Source organism: Ochrobactrum soli (genome assembly GCF_003664555.1).
In the GTDB taxonomy this organism is placed as follows: Bacteria; Pseudomonadota; Alphaproteobacteria; order Rhizobiales; family Rhizobiaceae; genus Brucella; species Brucella teleogrylli.
On the sequence record NZ_RCHH01000003.1, the window covers coordinates 359,541 to 380,868 of the forward strand.

The following is a 21,328-nucleotide window of genomic DNA, read 5'->3' on the forward strand; positions in this document are numbered from 1 at the left end:
ATATAGGATAAAGTTCATGAGAGAAGCTGTTCCGGATTATGTTATTCGGTATCTGGAAAACCCTCGCTATCAGATGCTGCCAAAAGGCGGTATGCTCACTCAACATGAATATATCGCTCCACCGGAAGATGGTAGAATTTTCGAAAATACGCGCGGAGTGAAATATTCGGATTTTTCTCATTCTCAAAATATTGGTATATACTTTGATAGAATCGATCATAAAAGAAGAACGCCGCGGCTAAATATATACATTCGTACCAGAGAGGTTTCAGTAAAAGGAAAGCCGATTAATAATGTTTATACTAATGGTCCGCGAAAATATTGGGGAGCGGAAAGATTTGCAGAGCTAATTGGGAAATTGAGACGTGAGCATGAATTTGATCACATACGAATGCTCACGGATTATTCTGCTAACGGCGGAGAAAATTCGTTTGCAGCGCAGTTGGCGATTAAAACCGGATTGCCTGTGACCGGTTTTCGGGGGGAAGTTAGGCTGAAGGCTGTAAAAGTTGTTCAACAGGCAGCGATTGGCTTCTCTCCTTATCCCACTCCGATGAATTATCAGAGGCGCTCTGTGGGGGGGGAGGCCTGGCGTCCCACTGCGTTGGCTAAAGATTTTTACCCGACCTTTGGTTCGCGCGGTTTCGATAATATGCCAGAGTACCTTGCCGGAGCATTAGTTATTTAAGATTTTTTTGGAGTATAAGCTATTTTAGTGGCAAGGTTGCGCCCCTCTGTTTTGTCACAGAGAGCACAGTGATGGTATCTATAGTGAGTTTCCATGAAAATGTTACGGTGCAGAGGGTGTGGGTTATATATTATAGAATAATTATAAATTATTATATTTACATAATACTATATATTTTAATTATTCATAGGAAATTTTATTATAGAATCTCGTTTCTGCGGGTGTAAATTACGACATGTAACCGATGTCACTCGGCAGAGTTAACCGTCGACGTAATTAGCCTCAAAAACGCATCCTTAGCTTTTGTATTATGCCGCTCCTTCTGAGTGATAAGTAGAAACTGGCGCTGCGGCAGAATGAAGTCCGCTTTGACGAGCGTTCCTGCGGCAAGATGCGGGGCAGCGACCAGTTCCGATATGGCGGTGAGGTAGTCGCCGGAACGCACGGCTGAACAAATGGCCTCGTTGGAGGGCAGTTCCAGCGCCACATTCAACCGCGCGGGGTTATAGCCGTTGGCGCGCATGGCATCTTCAAGAACACTGCGCGTACCTGATCCCTGTTCGCGCAATATCCATTTTCCTTCAAACAGCCGGTCCCACGAGAGGCGTCCCGCTCCTCTCCATGCGTGGTCAGGGCGCGTGACCAGAATAAGCTGATCCGTCGCCACCTTGCTTATGGAAAGCGCCGGCGCCTGCACGGAGCCTTCCACGAGGCCGATATCGGCGGCGCCTTCCTGCGTTGCCGCGGTCACGCTTTCCGTATTTCCCACTGTCAGCCGCACCTCGACCAGCGGAAAGGCGCTGTGAAACTGTGCCAGAAAGGGCGGCAACCAATAGCTTGCGATGGTCTGGCTGGCATGGATGGAGAGAATGCCACGCTTGCCGCCACCGAATTCAGATAGCATACGTTCGGCAGAACGTGCGCGCGCCAGCGTTGCACGCGCTTCATCCAGAAACAGCCGTCCGTCTCCGGTCAGTTCGATACGACGTCCGATGCGGTTGAATAATGTCGCACCATAGCGCTCTTCGAGGGTGCGGATTGCCGAGCTGACGGCCGAGGGCGTCAGATGTAGAGCCTCGGAGGCGCGGGTCAGATGTTCCCGCTCCGCCACTTCAATGAAAATACGCAGTTGTTCCAGGGTCATAGCGTTATTCGTTCGATTATATCGAATGAAATATGCCATATAATGAAATGGATTGAACAGGGGAAATCGGGCATCAGATCGGAATGGAATTCTCTTTCGATATGAAATGCCGATAATGACATACTCAAAAATCCAGAACATTCTGCCCGGACTTGCCCTCAGCGTCGGTGTCGCCGCGATGGCGATAGGTCTCGAGAAGATCGAAGTGCATTATGCGGGCAGAGCATGGCTGGAAGCGCTGGTGATTGCCATTCTGCTTGGCACGGCGGTGCGGACTTTCCTGCGTCCGGGCAAACAGTTCAGCAAGGGCATCAGCTTCTCGGCAAAGATGATTCTGGAAATCGCCGTGGTGCTTCTCGGCGCTTCGATCAGTGTCAGCGCAGTGATCGCGGCAGGTTCGGGCCTTATTCTCGGCATCGCCTGCGTGGTCATTCTTGCGATTGGATTGAGCTACGGTATCGGGCGGCTGCTCAAGCTGCCGCATCGCATGGCGGTGCTGGTGGCTTGCGGCAACTCGATTTGCGGTAACTCGGCCATAGCGGCAACGGCTCCGGTCATCGGGGCCGAAAGCGAAGATGTTGCCGCCTCCATCGCTTTTACGGCGATCCTCGGCGTGGTTGTCGTGCTGTGCCTGCCATTGCTGGTGCCGCTTCTCGGCCTGTCGCACACGCAATATGGCGTGCTGGCGGGGCTGACGGTCTATGCTGTGCCGCAGGTGCTGGCTGCGACAGCTCCGGTCGCCGCCATCAGTGTGCAGTTGGGCACGCTGGTCAAGCTGGTGCGCGTGCTGATGCTCGGTCCGGTCATTCTGGCGCTGGCGGTTCTTGCCGGTAATAAAAACGCGGATGCAAAGCCGGGCTTTTTCCAACTGGTGCCGTGGTTCATCATTGGCTTTCTTGGAATGATGGCGCTGCACTCGTTGCACCTCATCCCAGAGGCACTCCTCCCCGGCATTCAATATGCGTCGACGCTTCTGACCATCATTTCGATGGCAGCGCTCGGTCTTGGTGTAGATGTACGGTCGGTAGCGCAGGCTGGCGGGCGGGTAACGCTGACGGCGGTTCTCTCGCTGCTGGCGCTCGGCATCATCAGCCTCGGACTGATCCATATGCTCGGTGTCGTGTGACGGAAGCAGCCCCGCCTCGATGCGAGGACAGGGCTGTTTCCTGATCTCAGGACAATGTTCAATCAGAACTTATAAGCGACGCCGAGACGAACTTCGTTTGTCGACAGCTTGCCACTGCCACCAACGCTGGTATTATCAAAATTGTAGTTGTGCTTGTTGAAATCGGTGTAACGATATTCAACGCGGGTGACGATATTGTCGGTCACAGCGTAATCAATACCGCCGCCGATGGTCCAGCCGGCCTGTGTTTTCGATTCCGACAAAAGCTTCTCGCCTAGAACATGCAGCTTGTCTTCGATATTGCCGAACGCCACGCCGCCAGCGATATAAGGCAGGAAACGGTCAACGGCGTAACCCACGCGCGCGCGGGCTGCCCCAGACCAACGCAATTGCGTTTTGCCTGATGCGAGATCTCCGACAGATTCGGTCTTGCCAACCGCTGTGCCAGTGAAATCGCCATCAACGCCCAAGATAACATTTGTCCCGGTATCAATATTATACCCGGCATAAATACCGCCGAGGAAACCGTCCAGTTTTCCTATGGAGTTATAGGACGGTCCGACCGTGTATTTGGTATTTGCCCATCCGTAGCCGACCTGCCCGCCGATATAAGCGCCGCCCCAGTTGAAGGGAGTGGCAATCGGGACTGCTGGTGCAACAGGTGCCTCGGGAACAATGACGTCTGCGGCATAGGCATTCGTGGCGATCAGAGCCAAAATGCCAGACGCGATCATGGAAAATCTTGCACCCAATATATTTCTCCTAAATATAACAAAGCAAATGTAAGTAACATCCGCAAATAAAACGAATATATAGAGGAGTCAAATTAATTTTAGAACTAATTAAAATACAACAATTGCGTATTATTATGAAAAACCAAAAGAAAAAGCCCGCTATAAAGCGGGCTTTTCCGTGTTTGCAAGAAGAGGGAAAAGATTAGTTCTTTTCCTGCTTCTTCAGAGCGGCACCGAGGATGTCGCCGAGCGAAGCGCCGGAGTCGGTCGAACCGTACTGAGCGACAGCTTCCTTTTCTTCGGCGATTTCGAGCGCCTTGATCGAGACCTGCAGCTTGCGGGTCTTCTTGTCGAAAGCGATGACGCGCGCGTCAACCTTCTGACCGACCGTGAAGCGTTCCGGACGCTGTTCTTCGCGATCACGCGAAAGATCCGAACGGCGGATGAAGCTGTCGAGGTCGTGATCGACCAGACGAACTTCGAGGCCACCATCGGTAACAGCGGTCACTTCGCAGGTTACAACGGCGTTCTTGCGCAGTTCGCCCGAAGCTGCTGCTTCACCGACCTTGTCGCCGGAAAGCTGCTTGATGCCAAGCGAGATGCGTTCCTTGTCGATATCGACGTCGAGAACGACAGCCTTGACCACTTCGCCCTTGTTGTACTCTTCGATAACCTGTTCGCCTGGACGGTTCCAGTCGAGATCGGAGAGGTGAACCATGCCGTCAACGTCGCCGTCGAGACCAATGAACAGGCCGAATTCGGTCTTGTTCTTGACTTCGCCTTCAACAACGGTGCCGGTCGGGTACTTCTGAGCGAACGTCGTCCACGGATTGTCGAGGGTCTGCTTGAGGCCGAGAGAGATGCGGCGCTTGACCGGATCAACTTCGAGCACAACGACTTCGACTTCCTGGGTGGTGGAGAGAATCTTGCCCGGATGGACATTCTTCTTGGTCCACGACATTTCGGAAACGTGGATCAGGCCTTCGATGCCCGGCTCGATTTCCACGAATGCACCGTAGTCAGTGATGTTCGTGACGGTGCCGGTGATCTTTTTGCCGATCGGGTACTTCGCGCCGATACCATCCCAAGGATCGCTCTCGAGCTGCTTCATGCCGAGCGAGATACGATGGGTTTCCTGGTTGATGCGGATGATCTGCACCTTGACCGTCTGGCCGATGGTGAGGATTTCCGACGGATGGTTGACGCGGCGCCATGCCATGTCGGTGACGTGCAGGAGACCGTCGATGCCGCCGAGGTCAACGAACGCACCGTAATCGGTGATGTTCTTGACGACGCCTTCAACGACCTGACCTTCTTCAAGGTTCTGGACGATTTCCGAACGCTGTTCCGCACGGCTCTCTTCAAGAACGGTACGACGCGAGACAACGATGTTGCCGCGACGCTTGTCCATCTTGAGGATTTCGAACGGCTGCGGGACGTGCATGAGCGGGGTGACGTCGCGGATCGGACGGATGTCGACCTGCGAACGCGGCAGGAAGGCAACAGCGCCGTCGAGGTCGACGGTGAAACCACCCTTGACCTGATTGAAGATCACACCGTCGACGCGCTCGCCATTGGCGAACTTCTGCTCGAGCTTGACCCAGCTTTCTTCACGACGTGCTTTTTCGCGCGAGAGAACAGCTTCGCCGAGAGCGTTTTCGATACGCTCGACGTAAACTTCAACTTCATCGCCCGGCTTCAGCGTGCCGTCTTTGCCCTTTGCGCCGAATTCCTTCAGCGGTACGCGGCCTTCGACCTTCAGACCGGCGTCGATGATCGCCATGTCCTTTTCGATGGCGACGATGCGGCCCTTGACGACATAGCCTTCAGCAAGATCGTTTTGCGCGAAGGATTCTGCCAGCAGGGACTCGAAATCTGCGCGGGAGGGGTTGGATTGAGACATATATACTCCTGATGCATCCGGAAAATTCATCGGATGCGGCGCCGGGGGTTCGTGTTGTACACTGTCCGACCTCGGCTCCGTCTTTGCAGACAACCGGCGCGTGGAACGCGAAGTCAGACTATTTGTTATTCGAGCAGCCTATATAGGGCCGACCGGGCATTTTTCCAGCATTTCCGGGGCAAATTCAGGCCAAAGAGCCTTAAAATGCTGGTCCGTTATGCCTTATGACGCGCGAGAGCCTCATCGATGAGGTTTTTCGCCGCCAGAAATGCCGCTTCTATACTCATTTCGCTCGTATCAAGCAAGTGCGCGTCTTCGGCAGGGCGCAAAGGAGAATCAGTGCGGTTGGTGTCGCGCTCGTCGCGCTTCTTCAGATCGGCGAGAATTTCGCCAAGGTCGGCAGCGCCGCCCTTTGAAACAATCTCGTCGTAACGCCGCTCGGCGCGTACTTCCGGCGAAGCGGTGACGAACAGCTTTATCTCCGCCTTGGGGCAGACCACCGTGCCGATATCGCGACCATCGAGGACGCTGGCCGGAAGGGCCGCCGCAAAATGGCGCTGGGCTTCGACAAGCGCACGCCGCACGGCTGGCATGACCGCAACCTTGGATGCGGCCTCGCCGATATCATGGGCGGAGAGCACGGTCTTGTCCATTTCGCGTAAGTCGAGATGGCGGGCCGCATCGGCTGCCAGCAGCTCATCATCAAGCGGCAGGTTCTTGTCGAGAAGCGCCTTGGCGACTGCGCGATAGGTCAGTCCGGTGTCGAGATGCGGTATGCCGTAATGCGTGGCGATGCGCCGGGCAAGGGTTCCCTTGCCCGAGGCTGCCGGTCCATCGATGGCGACGATGAATGGCTTCATTCGGCTTCGCTCGGCTCGATCTTCGCGCCCATTCCGGTCATGAGGTCCATGAATTCCGGGAAGGAGGTTGCGATCATCGTGCTGTCGTCAACGGTCACAGGCTTTTCAGAGGCAAGGCCCATGACAAGGAAGCTCATCGCGATACGGTGATCGAGATGGGTGGCGACGACACCGCCGCCGATGCCCTTGCCGTCGGGACGACCGCGAACGGTGAGCGACATCTCGCCTTCCGTGCAATCGACGCCGTTGACTTCGAGGCCGCGGGCAACCGCTGCCAGACGATCCGATTCCTTGACGCGCAGCTCATCAAGCCCGTCCATGATCGTTTCGCCTTCCGCGAAAGTCGCAGCGATGGCCAGCACCGGATATTCGTCGATCATCGAAGGCGCACGCTCCGGCGGAACGGTGACGCCCTTGAGCTTCGACGATTTCACGCGCAGATCGGCAACATCTTCACCGCCAGCGAGACGTTCATTAAAGACTTCAATATCAGCGCCCATTTCCTGCAAGGTGAGGATCAGGCCCGTGCGGGTCGGATTCATCAAAACATTGCGGATGGTGATATCCGAACCTTCGACCAGCAACGCTGCAACCAGCGGGAACGCCGTTGAGGATGGATCGCCCGGAACATCGATGGTCTGGCCGATCAGCTTACCCTGTCCGGTGATGCGGATATGGCGCACGCCATCCTTGTCGGTCTCGACGGTGAGATCAGCGCCAAAGCCCTGCAGCATCTTTTCGGTATGGTCGCGTGTCATGACCGGCTCGATGACGGTCGTGACGCCCGGCGTGTTGAGACCGGCCAGCAGCACTGCCGACTTTACCTGCGCGGAAGCCATCGGCACGCGATAGGTGATCGGATTGGCGACGCTCGGTCCCACGAGGGTCAGCGGCATGCGGTCGCCATCGGTCGACTTCACCTGCACGCCCATCTGGCGCAGCGGGTCAAGCACGCGGCCCATCGGCCGGCGCGAAAGGGACGCATCACCGATAAAGGCGGTGGTCATGTCATAGGTGCCGACGAGGCCCATTGTCAGGCGCGCACCCGTTCCGGCATTGCCGAAATCGAGCGGTGCTTCCGGTTCAAGAAGGCAGCCATTGCCGACGCCATGGATGATCCAGGTATCGCCATCCTTTTCGATCTTGGCGCCCATGGCCTGCATGGCGCGACCGGTATTGATGACGTCTTCACCTTCAAGCAGGCCGGTAATACGGGTCTCGCCCGATGCCAGGCCGCCGAACATGAAGGAACGGTGAGAAATGGACTTGTCGCCCGGAATGCGAATTTCGCCGGCCAGTGCCTCCGAGCGGCGGGCGACTGCAGGTTTCGGGGAAGCGGAATGGGACATGGATTTTTCACTGTCGCATTTTTGGCGCGATCGCGCGCCGGGATTGAGAGATAAGCGGGGCTTCACTAGCATAGTAATACCATGCGGTCATCCGCGAATACGCCATCGATGGTCTGCCGGACGCGCCTATAATAAAGAGTCTTGGCTATTCGGCGTCTTTCGCTTTGACAAACCCGCTAAATTGCGTTTATGCACCGAACAACAAAGGCAAAGACGCGGCACCGTCCGCTGTTCCTGCTGTGGACCGGTCTTTCGGTATATTGCGGGCATATGGGTGGTCTGACAGGATCAGCCGGCGCGTTTTTGAAATGAATTTATGCCCCCGGATGAAAAGTGGCCCCCGCCACAGGCGTAACGGGAATAAAACTCACGAGGCTCAACGTGGCAAAAGCTGAACTTGGTACCAAGCGCATCGACCCGGAAACGGGCAAGAAGTTTTACGATCTGAATCGCGATCCGATCGTTTCGCCTTACACCGGCATCTCCTATCCGCGTTCTTATTTCGACGCGAATGCAGAAGCCCGCGTCGTTGAAGAAGAAGCCGAAGAGGAAGAACTGGATACGGCACTGGAAAAGCCGGATTTCGTTTCTCTTGAAGATGCCGACGATGAAGCGAAGGGTGGCGGCGACGATCTGCCGGATCTGGACGACGACGATGTCGATCTGGGCGACGACGATGACGACACCTTCCTCGAAGAGGAAGAAGACGAGGACGACGATATGTCGGGCATCCTCGGTGGTGGCGTCGGTGGCGACGACGAAGAAGGCTGATCCCGCAGAATCAGCTTGATTTCCCAGTGTTTACGACAGGGCAGCCCACGGGCTGCCCTTTCTTTTTCGGCCTGCGCAGAGGCCGCTTTCCACAGCCTCCGGCGGCAGAAGCGGACAATCGGCAAATTATTTTCGCAGATGTGAAAAGAGTTGCGATTTAGCTCTTGATCTTCTGGCAAACGCCATTTAATAAGCCGCCACACCGGACAGCAAGTTCTGTCTGGCCCGCCTCGAAAGAGGTCTGATGGGGCCATAGCTCAGCTGGGAGAGCGCCTGCATGGCATGCAGGAGGTCAGCGGTTCGATCCCGCTTGGCTCCACCATTCACTTTGTGAATTGAACTTCCCCTTGTTTTCGATGTCTTGGCGTGCATGCCACATGCGCTCGCGTGCCACAAATGCGTACCACGGTACTGACCAAGTTCATCCTTGCATCTGTCTGATTCGCTCCATTCATTACGATTCAGGCTCTAAGCGCAAAATCTGCGAAAGACGAATATGTAGCAATATACTGCTGTATATTGTTGCTTAAGCTTCTGCTAATTATTGCAATTAGAGCATTTCCAGCAAAAGTGCGTAGCGTCTACGCGAGGAAATCAGTCGACTGGACTGATTTCTGATCCCGCTTCGATGCCTATAAACAAATGGATAGAGCGGTCCCACGATTCCGTTTCAACCGCAACTGCTCTAGAAAATGCAAAGAATATTTTGTTGGAGTCCGTTCCGAATAAGAATTGTTTTTATTAAAATATCTCGAATATAATTCAAAAAATCCCGCCTATAATCGCTGAAAGTATCTTCATATTAGTAATTTTGCAACAGAATATATTTTTATACTTAAAAAGGATAGTTTATGAAAATTCCTGCTAAATTATTTACTGCCGCTTCGATCGTATTTTCATTTATCGCTATGCATGAGAATGCTTACGCTAATGATTACAAAAAATGTCCGGACAATACAACCAAGGTGCATATTAAGGCGATTTCCTATGAAGGATCTAATTATTACCCAACATTTTCGATAGAAGAGGATAATAGAAATACGTGGCTAACTTTGTCGAAAAAATCTGGATTGAACACAGAATATGGCCGCGCTATGTATGCTCTTTTGCTTGCAGCTAAATCTGGTTATTATCCTGTAACTTTATTCTGCGATAATAGCAACGGCGATGTAAAGAAAATCGATATGGATCCAAAGTAATATATTTTTATTATTTGTTAAATATAATTGAATATATTTCTCATATTATTTTATATTTATATAATTTATTGGGTAAACATATGTATAAAAAGAAGGCTATCCTTGGTTCTCTTATAGTCGTTCTCGTTACTTTTCCGATGAGGGCCAATGCAGTTGATCCTCCTCTCAAAGGTGCATTTTCATTAGCGCGTCAATTAAGGGCGGTCGCCCCCTTTCTTTCGTTGTCCCGATACACGCTTGATCTGACGAGGAATACAGCGACTCGCCAAGGCTCTCCGCAAGAGTTTCCCATAGAGGCAAGTCGCCACCATATTATTCCTCAAGAACGTCTTCGAGCTTTTTTTGCAACCGTAGTGGCACACCCAGGCCATTTACGGAGGTTGCATACAGCCTGGATTAATTTCAGGATCATGGCGCGGAGTACGTTTGGTCAGATGGCTGCGGATTCTCTTGATCGCAGGCGAACGGCTACTTGTCCTGCAATAACGTATGCTGAAGTTGCACAGGCTATGGATCTTGCGGATGGTTTTGCGAGTGGTCGAGTGGTGCCTGGAGGAACGATTGAGCCAGAGGGCTTAGATGCGTTCAGTGACTATTTTTTGTGGGCTCCGGGAAACTTGTTTGAGGGGCCATCAGGCATGAATAGAGTGGATGATCCCGCGCACGCGCCGCGAAATGATCCTCGATATCAAAACGAGAATGAAGGTTTTGAAATTTATGCAGAATACATTGTAGGACGTGATAGATTTCAGTATCTCAGTCGACTTAATCGCAATATGTATAATTATATTCAAGATCCATCAGGAAATGAAGGTCTGCTTCGACAAATATCTGCTGATCTTACGCATCTTTACAGAGAAAGCAGTACAAATTATCGCATAACACCTTTAGATCCTGATCAGTGGGAGAGAGTTGGCGTTTTAGGAGGGAGACTTTATCGGATCAGGAGACACACACGACAGAAGAGGAGTGCTTCTTTAGTGGAAGACCAGATACAGAATCCGATTGTCACGGATAGTTCAACTAAGTGTTTATCCCGTATTGTGCCACATGACATCTCAACTTCTGTGCTATCGATGCTTCTTCTCGAATAATCGTTAACTGCTCGGATGATTCATCCTGTTTAATTTCAAGGCTCATCGCGGAAGCCAGAAGACGGTGATTGCTGAGAGCCTGTTCCAAAAAACGTCCTATATATGCGAAAATGGCAATTTGAGATTTGCTTTCGCATAATCTGAACCGAAAAGTCTGCAGCTTTTTGGGATTATGCGAGGCTTCCGGTGCTCACGTGCCATGAATACGCTTCGCTCTGGTATTCGAGAATCACCATTTTCGCACACATGCCGCTTTTTGATTCAGGCTCTGAGAGCCCGACGTTCGATTTTTGTCGAATTTCTTGTCCGCAAGATCATTTCACACTCGACTTTATCGCGGAAGCATATACTGACATCCCTGTGCATATTGTTTAAGATGTCTTGTAATGAAACGGCTTCCTGACTTCGACGGTCTCCGGTTTGTATTGTGTCTCGGGATCGCATTCTTCCATTATTCTTTTCGGGTTTCCGTGAAGAACGATGCACTGTCTGATCTTATATCAACATTTGCTTATTTTACCGATGTCTTTTTTATAGTCTCCGGTCTCTTTCTGGCGCGGCGCGCAAACTATATCTGGGACCCGCGCCACTACGCTGCTTTCATGGGCAAGCGCCTTGCGCGAATCTATCCGCTGCATCTGGTGACCTTTTTGTGTTTCGCGCTCATATCGGTGCTGACGGCCAAGGGGTTTTTACACCCCGCTGTGCTGCCGAACATGAATGTGTGGGACGGTGTGGCCCAATTGTTCCTCGTGCAAAGCTGGGGATTCGGCGAAAGCCTGTCCTATAATTACGTCAGCTGGTCGCTCAGCGCGCTGTTCCTGATGTATCTGTGTTTCCCGCTCTTCGATATGCTGTGCAAACGGCTGGGCAGCGGTGTGCTGGTTGTGGTCGCCATTGCCTTGCTGGGCGGCGAATATCTGGCGCGCTCGGTCGGCACACCATCGCTGACGCGGATACAATTTGCCGATATCGGCGTGTTTCGCGCGCTGCCGTCGTTTCTGTTCGGCATGTGGCTGGCGCGGCGAAAGCATACCGATCTGCCGAAACCGCTGATTATGCTCGCTCTCGCCGGCTGTTTGGTGGTGTTTCTGTTTTATCATCCACAAAGCGCGATGGATGGCGTTCAAACATTGGAAGGACCCTGGCGGCTCGTCTTCCTCTATTTTTGCACCTATATTCTCTATGCCGCGAGCATGCAGAACATCTACACGCCGTTGCGATGGAACGGCTTCGTGAAATTGTCGCGTTACAGTTTCGGAATTTTCATTCTTCACCCTCTGGTCGGCCAGTTTTTCTTCAAGATCGCCTTCGCGATACTTCCGGCAGAAGCCGCGCAGAGTGGCTTCAGCGCGCTTCTGCTGATTTCCGGCTGCACGTTGATCAGTGTGCTTGTCGCCATTGCTGCGTGGCATCTGTTTGAAAATCCGATCCACCGCTGGGCGGTGCGCCGCATCGACTTGTGGATGGACAGACTGGGTGAAAGCGCACCGATGATGCGCCGACGCGACGCATGACCCGGAAAAGCATGGACGTACCGGAAAGTCTCTTTTAGAAACCTCTGGCGGCGCAGCCCGTAACTGGTGTCTGCTGCGCCCGTGTCATGGAGGAATAATGAGCACCGAGCCCGTTTCCACGCAGTTTTCGCACGACCATCCGCTGTGGCAGCCCGATGCGCAACGCATCGCAGCCAGCACGCTGGAACAATTCCGCATTCGCGCCGAGCAGCGCACCGGCCTCAGCCTGTCGGATTATGCGGCGCTGCATCGCTGGTCGGTGGAAGATCGCGCGGGCTTCTGGACGCTCATCTGGGATTTCTGCGAGGTCATTGGCGAGCGCGGTGCAACGGCCCTTGTCGACAAGGGCCATATGCGCGAGGCGAAATTCTTTCCCGAAGCGCGGCTTAATTTCGCGGAAAATCTCCTGCGCCAGCAGGGCCATGACGACGCCATCGTCTTCCGTGGCGAGGACAAGGTGGAGCGTCGCCTGAGCTGGAACGATCTCCACGCGCTTGTCTCGAAACTCCAGCAATTCATGCTGGCCGAAGGCGTAGAGCCGGGCGACCGCATCGCGGGCATGATGCCCAATATGCCGGAGGCCGTTGCGCTGATGCTGGCCGCCAGCTCCATCGGCGCCGTCTGGTCGTCGTGCTCGCCGGATTTCGGGGTGCAGGGCGTGCTCGACCGCTTCGGCCAGATCGAACCGAAGCTGTTCTTTGCCTGCGATGGCTATTGGTACAATGGCAAGCGCATTGAGGTGGCCGACAAGGTGGCGCAGGTCACGGCACAGCTGCCGGGATTGCGTCGGTCGGTGATCGTGTCCTATCTGGGCGAAGCGGAAGCTGTCGCGCAGAAGGCTGCGAAGGGCGTGGCGCTTGATGAAGCGCTGAGCGCCTTTGCCGCAAAGCCTGTCGAATTCACACGCCTACCTTTCGATCATCCGGTCTATATTCTGTTTTCCTCCGGCACGACCGGCATTCCAAAATGTATCGTCCATCGCGCGGGTGGGGTGCTGTTGCAGCATCTGAAAGAGCAGCGTCTCCATGCAGATATCCGCGAAGGCGACAAGTTCTTCTATTTCACCACTTGCGGCTGGATGATGTGGAACTGGCTGGCGTCGGGCATCGGTTCCGGGGCCACCTTGCTGCTCTATGACGGCTCACCATTCTATCCCGATGGCAATGTGCTGTTCGATTATGCCGCCGCCGAAGGCATGACCTATTTCGGCACATCGGCAAAGTTTATCGACGCCGTGCTGAAAGCCGGGCTGAAGCCGGGCGAAACGCACGACCTCTCGGCGCTGCGCACTGTTTCGTCCACCGGCTCGCCGTTGTCGCCGGAAGGCTTTGCCTTCGTCTATGACGCCATCAAGCCGGATGTGCATCTTGCGTCCATTTCCGGCGGAACGGATATCGTGTCCTGCTTTGTGCTGGGCGTGCCGACGGAACCCGTCTGGCTGGGCGAAATTCAGGGCGCTGGCCTCGGCATGGCTGTCGATGTCTGGAACGATGACGGCCAGCCGGTGCGCATGCAGAAAGGCGAACTGGTCTGCACGAAGGCGTTTCCATGCATGCCGCTGCAGTTCTGGAACGACCCGGATGGGGCGAAATATCAGGCCGCCTATTTCAAGCGCTTCGACAATATCTGGTGCCATGGTGATTTTGCCGAATGGACCGCACATGACGGCATCGTCATTCATGGACGTTCGGACGCGACGTTGAACCCCGGCGGCGTGCGTATCGGTACGGCGGAAATCTACAATCAGGTCGAGCAGATGCCGGAGATCGCCGAGGCGCTCTGCATCGGTCAGGATTGGGATAAGGATGTGCGGGTAGTGCTGTTCGTGCGGCTTGCTGAAGGCGTGACGCTGGATGACGATCTGAAGGCGCGCATCAAGACCAAGATCCGTACCGGCGCTACGCCGCGCCATGTTCCGGCGAAGATCGTCGCCGTCAGCGATATTCCGCGCACCAAGTCCGGCAAGATCGTCGAACTGGCCGTGCGCGACATCGTGCATGGGCGCGAGGTGAAGAACCGCGAGGCGCTGGCCAATCCGGAAGCGCTTGAGCTTTATCGGGACGTTCCTTCCCTGCAGGAAGACTGATTTCTATTCCTGCTCCGATGCGCGGGATGATGCGCAAACAAAAGCTGAACCGGCGACGAAGGTCGCCGGTTTTCGCGCAACAAAATTTCTTTATCCGGTAATAAATAGCCACAGAACGCCGCGCAAAGCCATTGCCTATTTGACCGCCACGGGACACTCTGACCAGACATAGCCGTCTTGAAAAAGATGGATACCGGGCAGAACTTGTGGAGGACGAGTATGTTTGCTTCGGGCATGAATTTCGGTCTTGGCGAGGAGATCGAAGCCCTTCGTGAGACCGTGCGCCGTTTCGCGGAAAGCCGCATTGCGCCGCTTGCCGCCGAAACCGACCGCAATAACGCATTTCCCATGCATCTGTGGCGTGAGCTGGGTGAGCTGGGTGTGCTGGGCATCACGGCGCCGGAAGAGTATGGCGGCGCGGGTCTCGGCTATCTCGCCCATTGCGTGGCCATGGAAGAGATCAGCCGCGCCTCGGCCTCGATTGGCCTCAGCTATGGCGCGCATTCCAATCTCTGCGTCAACCAGATCAAGCGCAACGGCTCAAGCGAGCAGCGCGCCAAATATCTGCCAAAGCTCATTTCCGGTGAACATGTCGGCGCGCTCGCCATGTCCGAGCCGGGAGCCGGATCGGACGTGGTTTCGATGAAGCTTCGCGCCGAAAAGCGCGGCGACGCCTATGTGCTGAACGGCAACAAGATGTGGATCACCAACGGCCCGGATGCCGATGTGCTGGTGGTCTACGCCAAGACCGATCCGTCGGCTGGCTCGCGCGGGATGAGCGCCTTTATCGTCGAGAAAAGTTTCAAGGGTTTCTCGACCGCGCAAAAGCTCGACAAGCTTGGCATGCGCGGCTCCAACACCTGCGAGCTGGTGTTCGAAAATTGCGAAGTGCCTGCCGAGAATGTGCTGGGCGAGGTCGGCAAGGGCGTCAACGTGCTGATGTCCGGCCTCGACTATGAGCGTGTGGTGCTGGCGGGCGGCCCGCTTGGCATCATGGCGGCCTGCCTTGATGTCGTGGTGCCCTATGTGCACGAGCGCAAGCAGTTCGACCAGCCGATCGGCGAATTCCAGCTCATGCAGGGCAAGCTCGCCGACATGTATGTGACCTTCAACGCCTCGCGTGCCTATACCTATGCTGTGGCGGCAGCCTGCGACCGGGGCGAGACGACGCGCAAGGATGCGGCGGGCTGCATTCTCTACACGGCAGAAAATGCGACCCAGATGGCCTTGCAGGCAATCCAGTCGCTGGGCGGCAATGGCTATATCAACGACTATCCGACCGGGCGTCTGCTGCGCGATGCCAAGCTTTACGAAATCGGTGCGGGTACGTCGGAAATCCGGCGTATGCTGATCGGGCGGGAATTGTTTCAGGAGACCCGTTGATGCCGGTTCTAAAATCCGAGATATCGACGCGAAGCACTACCTATCAGGCTAACCGCAAGGCCATGCTTGAGGCCATCGATATCGTGGCCGAGGCGTCCCGCCTTGCCATCGATGGCGGCGGCGAGAAAGCGCGCGAACGTCATGTCGCACGCGGCAAGCTGCTTCCCCGTGACCGCGTTGCGCAATTGCTTGATCCGGGTTCGCCCTTTCTGGAAGTCGGTCTGACGGCGGGTCACGGCATGTATGACGGTGCTGCTCCTTCCGGCGGTATCATCACCGGCATCGGGCGCGTATCGGGACGCGAATGTATGATCGTCTGCAACGATGCGACGGTGAAGGGTGGCACCTATTATCCGGTGACGGTGAAAAAGCATCTGCGCGCGCAGGAGATCGCGGGCGAGAATCGCCTGCCCTGCATCTATCTGGTCGATTCAGGCGGGGCCAACCTGCCCAATCAGGATGAGGTTTTCCCGGATCGCGACCATTTCGGACGCATCTTTTACAATCAGGCGCAGATGTCGGCAGCGGACATTCCGCAGGTCGCCGTGGTCATGGGGTCGTGCACGGCGGGCGGCGCTTATGTGCCTGCCATGAGCGACGAGACGGTGATCGTGCGCAATCAGGGTACGATCTTTCTGGCTGGCCCGCCGCTGGTGAAGGCCGCGACCGGCGAAGTGGTGACGGCGGAAGACCTCGGCGGTGGCGACGTGCACACGCGGCTTTCAGGCGTGGCCGATCATCTGGCCAATGACGATGCCCATGCTCTCCAGATCGCGCGCGCCATCGCGGCCAATCTCAACAGTGAGAAACGCTCCTTCATTGCGAAGGGCGACGGTTCGGCCCCGCTCTATGACCCGGAAGAGCTTCTGGGCGTGGTTTCCGCCGATACGCGCATTCCCTATGATGTGCGCGAGGTGATTGCGCGGCTGGTGGACGGCTCGGATTTCAATGAGTTCAAGGCGCGCTACGGCGCCACGCTGGTTTGCGGCTTTGCCAGCATTTACGGCATGCCGGTGGGCATCATCGCCAATAATGGCGTGCTGTTTTCCGAAGCGGCCACCAAGGGCGCGCATTTCATCGAGCTTTGCTGCCAGCGCAATATTCCGCTGGTGTTTTTGCAGAACATCACCGGCTTCATGGTCGGGCGCAAATATGAGGCGGAAGGCATCGCCAAGCACGGCGCCAAGCTGGTGACGGCGGTGGCGACGGCCAATGTGCCGAAAATCACCATGCTGATCGGTGCATCCTATGGCGCGGGCAATTACGGTATGGCGGGACGGGCCTATTCCCCACGCTTTCTGTGGACCTGGCCGAACAGCCGCATCGCCGTGATGGGTGGCGAGCAGGCGGCGGGCGTGCTGGCGACCGTCAAGCGCGACGGGATCGAACGCACCGGTGGAACATGGTCGGCGGAAGAGGAAGCGGAGTTCAAGCGTCCGACGCTTGAAATGTTCGAGCGCCAGAGCCATCCGCTTTATGCCTCGGCACGGCTTTGGGATGACGGCATCGTCGATCCGCGCAAGAGCCGCGAAGTGCTGGGCCTTTCGCTTTCCGCAACGCTGAATGCGCCAGTCGAGCCGACGCGTTTTGGCCTGTTCAGAATGTGAAGGGGGCGATCAGATGTTCAAAAAGATACTGATTGCCAATCGCGGGGAAATTGCCTGTCGGGTCATCCGCACGGCGCGTCAATTCGGTATTGCCACCGTCGCGATCTATTCCGATGCGGACGCGCGGGCGCTGCATGTCGAAATGGCCGATGAGGCGGTGCGCGTCGGTCCAGCGCTTTCGGCGCAGAGCTATCTCAATGTCGAGGCGATTATCAAAGCTGCACTTGAAACCGGCGCGGAGGCAATCCATCCGGGCTATGGCTTTCTCTCGGAGAACGCCGGTTTTGTGGATGCCGTCGAGGCAGCAGGGCTGGTCTTTATCGGTCCCTCGGCAAAAGCCATCCGCGCCATGGGGTTAAAGGATGCCGCCAAGGCGCTGATGGAAAAAGCCGGTGTTCCCGTCGTGCCGGGCTATCACGGCGACAATCAGGACGGCGCTTTCCTCAAAAGCGAGGCGGATCGCATCGGCTATCCGGTGCTGATCAAGGCCCGGGCGGGTGGCGGCGGCAAAGGTATGCGGCGCGTCGATCAGGCGGCGGATTTTGCAGCAGCGCTGGACAGCGCGCGTCGCGAGGCGGAAGCCTCGTTCGGCGACAGCGCCGTGCTGGTGGAAAAATATATGACCAAGCCGCGCCATATCGAGGTGCAGGTCTTCGGCGATAATCACGGCCATGCGGTGCATCTTTTTGAGCGCGATTGCTCGCTGCAACGCCGCCACCAGAAGGTGATTGAGGAAGCGCCCGCACCCGGCATGACGCCGGATATGCGCGCGGTGATGGGCGAAGCTGCGGTGAAGGCCGCTTTGGCCATCGGCTATTCCGGCGCGGGCACGGTGGAGTTCATCGCCGATGTGTCGGAAGGGCTGCGGCCTGACCGGTTCTTCTTCATGGAAATGAACACGCGCTTGCAGGTGGAGCATCCGGTGACGGAAGCGATCACCGGTCTCGATCTGGTCGAATGGCAGTTGCGCGTTGCGTCCGGCGAAGCCTTGCCGAAGCGGCGGGATGAAATTGCAATCCATGGCTGGGCTTTTGAGGCGCGGCTTTACGCCGAGGACCCAGCCCGCGACTTTCTCCCCGCAACGGGCAAGCTTGCGCTGTTCGCTCCGCCGGAGCAGGCGCGTGTCGATTCCGGTGTGCGGACAGGCGATACCATCACGCCGTTCTACGATCCTATGATCGCCAAGATCATCGTCCATGGCCGGGATCGCGACGAGGCGATGAACCGACTCGACACGGCATTGGGCAAAACCCGCATTGCCGGACTCGTCACCAATCGCCAGTTCCTGTCGGCGCTCTGCAAGCTGAATGCTTTTCGCACCGGCGATGTCGATACCGGGCTGATTGCCCGCGAGGGGGGCCAATTATTTGCTGACGAGCCGCCATCGGAAATCGCCTTTGCACTGGCGGCATTGGCGGCGCTCGATCTGCTGGATGCGCCGTTGAGCGACGATCCATGGTCGAGCCTGCGCGGATTTCGTCTGTGGGACGAAGCATCGCGCTCGGTGCTGCTCGACCATCAGGGCGAACGCCGGACGATCAGCTTCGCGATCAATGATCAACGGCGTTTCGGCTTCGATTTCGGCGCGGTCGAAATCCGCAGTCACGCAAACGGGCTGGTTCGGTTCTCCGTCGATGGCCGTGTGTCGGAAGCGTCTGTCGTCCGCATCGGGCATGATGTGACGGTGCAGTTCGACGGGCGCGACACCATATTTCATCATGTGCTGTCTGCCGGAGCGGAAGATGATGCGTCCACGGAAAGCCGCATTCTGGCTCCGATGCCAGGACTTGTACGGCTCGTATCCGCCGTGGAAGGCGCCAGCGTCGCGAAGGGCGATCCGCTGGTGACGATGGAGGCGATGAAGATGGAGCTTTCGCTGACCGCGCCACGCGACGGCAAGATCACATCCATTACTGTTGTGGCTGGCGATCAGGTCAGTGAAGGCGCGCTGCTTGTCGAATTGGAGGAAGAACATGGCTGAACACGTCGAAATCGTTGAAATGGCAGCACGTGACGGCCTGCAAAACGAGAAACGTTTTGTGCCGACGGCGGACAAGATCGCCCTGATCGACCGCCTGTCCGGCTGCGGTTATGCCCGCATCGAGGCGACAAGTTTCGTGAGCCCGAAATGGGTGCCGCAACTGGCCGATGCAGCAGACGTGATGGCGGGCATTCGTCGCGCCGACAGCGTGCGCTATTCTGTGCTCGTGCCGAACATGAAGGGCTATGAGGCGGCGGCTGCGGCCAATGTCGACGAGGTCGCGGTTTTCATTTCCGCCTCGGAGGGTTTTTCCAAAGCCAACATCAACTGCACGATTGCCGAGAGCATCGAACGCCTGTCGCCGGTAATTGGCGCTGCGATCAATGACGGGCTTGCGGTGCGCGGCTATGTCAGTTGCGCCATCGAATGCCCCTATGACGGGCCGACCGCGCCACAGGCCGTTGCCGATGTGACTGAGCAGCTTTTCTCGCTCGGTTGCCATGAGGTGAGCCTTGGCGACACGATTGGGCGCGGCACGCCCGACAAGGTCGCGGCCATGCTGGATGCGGTGCTTGCCATCGCCCCTGCGCACAGCCTTGCGGGCCATTATCACGACACGGGCGGACGTGCGCTCGACAATATTCGCGTCAGTCTGGAAAAGGGCTTGCGGGTGTTCGATGCATCGGTCGGCGGTCTGGGCGGTTGTCCTTTTGCGCCGGGTGCCAAGGGCAATGTCGATACGGTGGCAGTGGCCGAACTTTTGCACGGTTTGGGTTTTGAAACCGGCCTTGATCTGGACAAGCTGCGGTCGGCGTTATTGTTCGCGCAGGCGCTGCGTCAGGATAGAGCCGCATGAACCCTTTCGAGACCATTCAGCTTGCCATTGACGCGCGCGGCGTCGCAACGTTGACGCTGAACCGGCCCGAGCAGCACAATGTGCTTTCCGGTCTGATGATCGATGAACTGACCACTGCGGCGCTGCATCTGGCGGATGATCCGAAGGTCAGGATTGTGGTTCTGACCGGTGCGGGTACGAGCTTTTGCGCGGGCGGCGACCTTGGCTGGATGCAGGCGCAGGTGAATGCCAGCCGTGCGCAGCGGATCGAGGAAGCGCGCAAGCTCGCCTTGATGCTGAAGGCGCTTCGCGATCTGCCAAAACCGCTGATCGCGCGCGTCAATGGACAAGCCTATGGCGGTGGTATCGGCCTCATTAGTGTCTGTGATGCAGCCATCGGCGTGTCCGGCGCGCGCTTCGGCCTGACGGAGACGAAGCTTGGTCTGATACCTGCCACCATCAGCCCCTATGTCGTGGCGCGCATTGGTCAGGCCCATGCACTGCGCACATTCACCTCTGCCCGACTGTTCGACGCGCAGGAGGCAATGCGTATCGGCCTTCTGCATGAGGTGGTCGAGGCTGAGCAACTGGACGCGACGGTCGAAGCGGAGATCAAACCGTATTTTTCCACCGCACCGGCGGCGGTTGCGGCGTCGAAACGGCTCGTTCATGCGCTGGTCGCGCCGATTGACGAAGCCGTCATCGACACGACGCTCATCCGTCTTGCCGACACATGGGAAACACCGGAGGCCGCGGAAGGGATCGCGGCCTTTTTTGCGAAGCAATCACCATCATGGAAGGGAGGGAGTTAGACTTTGGGAGGAAGCCGATTTTCGCTGTCACTGTGGGCACTTGGCCCCTTGCAATCGAAAGCCGGAAATGCATTCTTAGCACATCACGAAAGCGGCTCCCGTTTTGGAGCAGTTTTCCGAAACTGCCGAGGCTGTTTTGGATAATATTATGGCTCCAGTCCCTTTTTGGGTGCGGTGCGGCGCGCTTTTGGATCGACCCTTTGAGATCGTAAGATGAAACAAAAGGGAGGGCCCGGCAA

At 56.2% G+C, this 21,328-nt stretch carries 17 protein-coding genes and 1 tRNA gene; 13 read left to right on the forward strand and 5 right to left on the reverse strand.

Going from position 1 to position 21,328, the window contains the following annotated elements; genetic code table 11:
• Positions 1-16: 16 nt before the first annotated feature.
• Positions 17-688: a hypothetical protein gene (locus D8666_RS07135; protein WP_121537026.1), complete on the forward strand. Its 672-nt coding sequence runs from the start codon at positions 17-19 to the stop codon at positions 686-688.
• A gap of 247 nt (positions 689-935) precedes the next feature.
• Here the strand turns inward: D8666_RS07135 and D8666_RS07140 are convergent, their stop codons facing one another.
• Entirely contained in the window at positions 936-1,832 is an 897-nt protein-coding gene (locus D8666_RS07140; RefSeq protein ID WP_121537028.1) for a LysR family transcriptional regulator, read from the reverse strand.
• A 106-nt stretch (positions 1,833-1,938) separates the two neighbouring features.
• On the opposite strand from D8666_RS07140, the gene D8666_RS07145 reads away from it, so the two are divergent.
• Positions 1,939-2,958: a YeiH family protein gene (locus tag D8666_RS07145; RefSeq protein ID WP_181376064.1), complete on the forward strand. Its 1,020-nt coding sequence runs from the start codon at positions 1,939-1,941 to the stop codon at positions 2,956-2,958.
• 62 nt (positions 2,959-3,020) lie between these two features.
• On the opposite strand, the gene D8666_RS07150 is transcribed toward D8666_RS07145, so the two are convergent.
• The 4 genes from D8666_RS07150 to aroA all read right to left on the reverse strand — a co-directional run bounded on the left by D8666_RS07150 (position 3,021) and on the right by aroA (position 7,804).
• The gene (locus D8666_RS07150; RefSeq protein WP_109368075.1) at positions 3,021-3,692 is read right to left on the reverse strand and encodes an outer membrane protein; all 672 of its coding nucleotides are present in this window, start codon (positions 3,690-3,692) and stop codon (positions 3,021-3,023) included.
• Positions 3,693-3,894: 202 nt separating this feature from the next.
• The gene (rpsA, locus tag D8666_RS07155) at positions 3,895-5,595 is read right to left on the reverse strand and encodes a 30S ribosomal protein S1 (protein ID WP_109368076.1); all 1,701 of its coding nucleotides are present in this window, start codon (positions 5,593-5,595) and stop codon (positions 3,895-3,897) included.
• A gap of 215 nt (positions 5,596-5,810) precedes the next feature.
• Positions 5,811-6,455 carry a (d)CMP kinase gene (gene cmk / locus D8666_RS07165; protein ID WP_109368077.1) on the reverse strand — a complete coding sequence of 215 codons (645 nt, stop codon included), beginning with the start codon at positions 6,453-6,455 and terminating at the stop codon, positions 5,811-5,813.
• Positions 6,452-7,804, reverse strand: a complete 1,353-nt coding sequence (gene aroA, locus D8666_RS07170) for a 3-phosphoshikimate 1-carboxyvinyltransferase (RefSeq protein WP_109368078.1) — start codon at positions 7,802-7,804, stop codon at positions 6,452-6,454. The genes cmk and aroA overlap by 4 nt, the downstream gene beginning before the upstream one ends.
• Positions 7,805-8,185: 381 nt before the next feature.
• On the opposite strand from aroA, the gene D8666_RS07175 reads away from it, so the two are divergent.
• From D8666_RS07175 to D8666_RS07220, 11 genes are all read left to right on the forward strand, one after another.
• Positions 8,186-8,575: a TIGR02300 family protein gene (locus tag D8666_RS07175; protein ID WP_109368079.1), complete on the forward strand. Its 390-nt coding sequence runs from the start codon at positions 8,186-8,188 to the stop codon at positions 8,573-8,575.
• A gap of 246 nt (positions 8,576-8,821) precedes the next feature.
• Positions 8,822-8,897 (forward strand) — tRNA-Ala (locus D8666_RS07180).
• Positions 8,898-9,426: 529 nt separating this feature from the next.
• Positions 9,427-9,774, forward strand: a complete 348-nt coding sequence (locus tag D8666_RS07185) for a hypothetical protein (protein WP_109368080.1) — start codon at positions 9,427-9,429, stop codon at positions 9,772-9,774.
• 80 nt (positions 9,775-9,854) lie between these two features.
• Positions 9,855-10,868 (forward strand): hypothetical protein, encoded by a 1,014-nt coding sequence (locus D8666_RS23955; protein ID WP_124915155.1) that lies wholly within the window; start codon positions 9,855-9,857, stop codon positions 10,866-10,868.
• A gap of 386 nt (positions 10,869-11,254) precedes the next feature.
• Positions 11,255-12,385, forward strand: coding sequence for an acyltransferase family protein (locus D8666_RS07190; RefSeq protein WP_109368081.1), 1,131 nt, complete (start codon positions 11,255-11,257; stop codon positions 12,383-12,385).
• A gap of 97 nt (positions 12,386-12,482) precedes the next feature.
• Positions 12,483-14,471, forward strand: a complete 1,989-nt coding sequence (locus tag D8666_RS07195) for an acetoacetate--CoA ligase (protein WP_121537030.1) — start codon at positions 12,483-12,485, stop codon at positions 14,469-14,471.
• Between the two features lie 234 nt (positions 14,472-14,705).
• Positions 14,706-15,854, forward strand: coding sequence for an isovaleryl-CoA dehydrogenase (locus tag D8666_RS07200; RefSeq protein ID WP_171317214.1), 1,149 nt, complete (start codon positions 14,706-14,708; stop codon positions 15,852-15,854).
• Complete coding sequence (locus D8666_RS07205; RefSeq protein WP_109368084.1) at positions 15,854-17,461, forward strand: carboxyl transferase domain-containing protein; 1,608 nt, start codon at positions 15,854-15,856, stop codon at positions 17,459-17,461. The genes D8666_RS07200 and D8666_RS07205 overlap by 1 nt, the downstream gene beginning before the upstream one ends.
• Positions 17,462-17,474: 13 nt before the next feature.
• Positions 17,475-19,442, forward strand: coding sequence for an acetyl/propionyl/methylcrotonyl-CoA carboxylase subunit alpha (locus D8666_RS07210; protein ID WP_109368085.1), 1,968 nt, complete (start codon positions 17,475-17,477; stop codon positions 19,440-19,442).
• On the forward strand, positions 19,435-20,298 hold the full coding sequence (locus tag D8666_RS07215) for a hydroxymethylglutaryl-CoA lyase (protein WP_121537032.1): 864 nt from the start codon (positions 19,435-19,437) through the stop codon (positions 20,296-20,298). The genes D8666_RS07210 and D8666_RS07215 overlap by 8 nt, the downstream gene beginning before the upstream one ends.
• A complete protein-coding gene (locus D8666_RS07220) occupies positions 20,295-21,089 on the forward strand; it encodes a crotonase/enoyl-CoA hydratase family protein (protein ID WP_109368087.1) in 795 nt (264 codons plus the stop codon). Before D8666_RS07215 ends, D8666_RS07220 begins: the two co-directional genes overlap by 4 nt.
• Positions 21,090-21,328 lie beyond the last annotated feature (239 nt).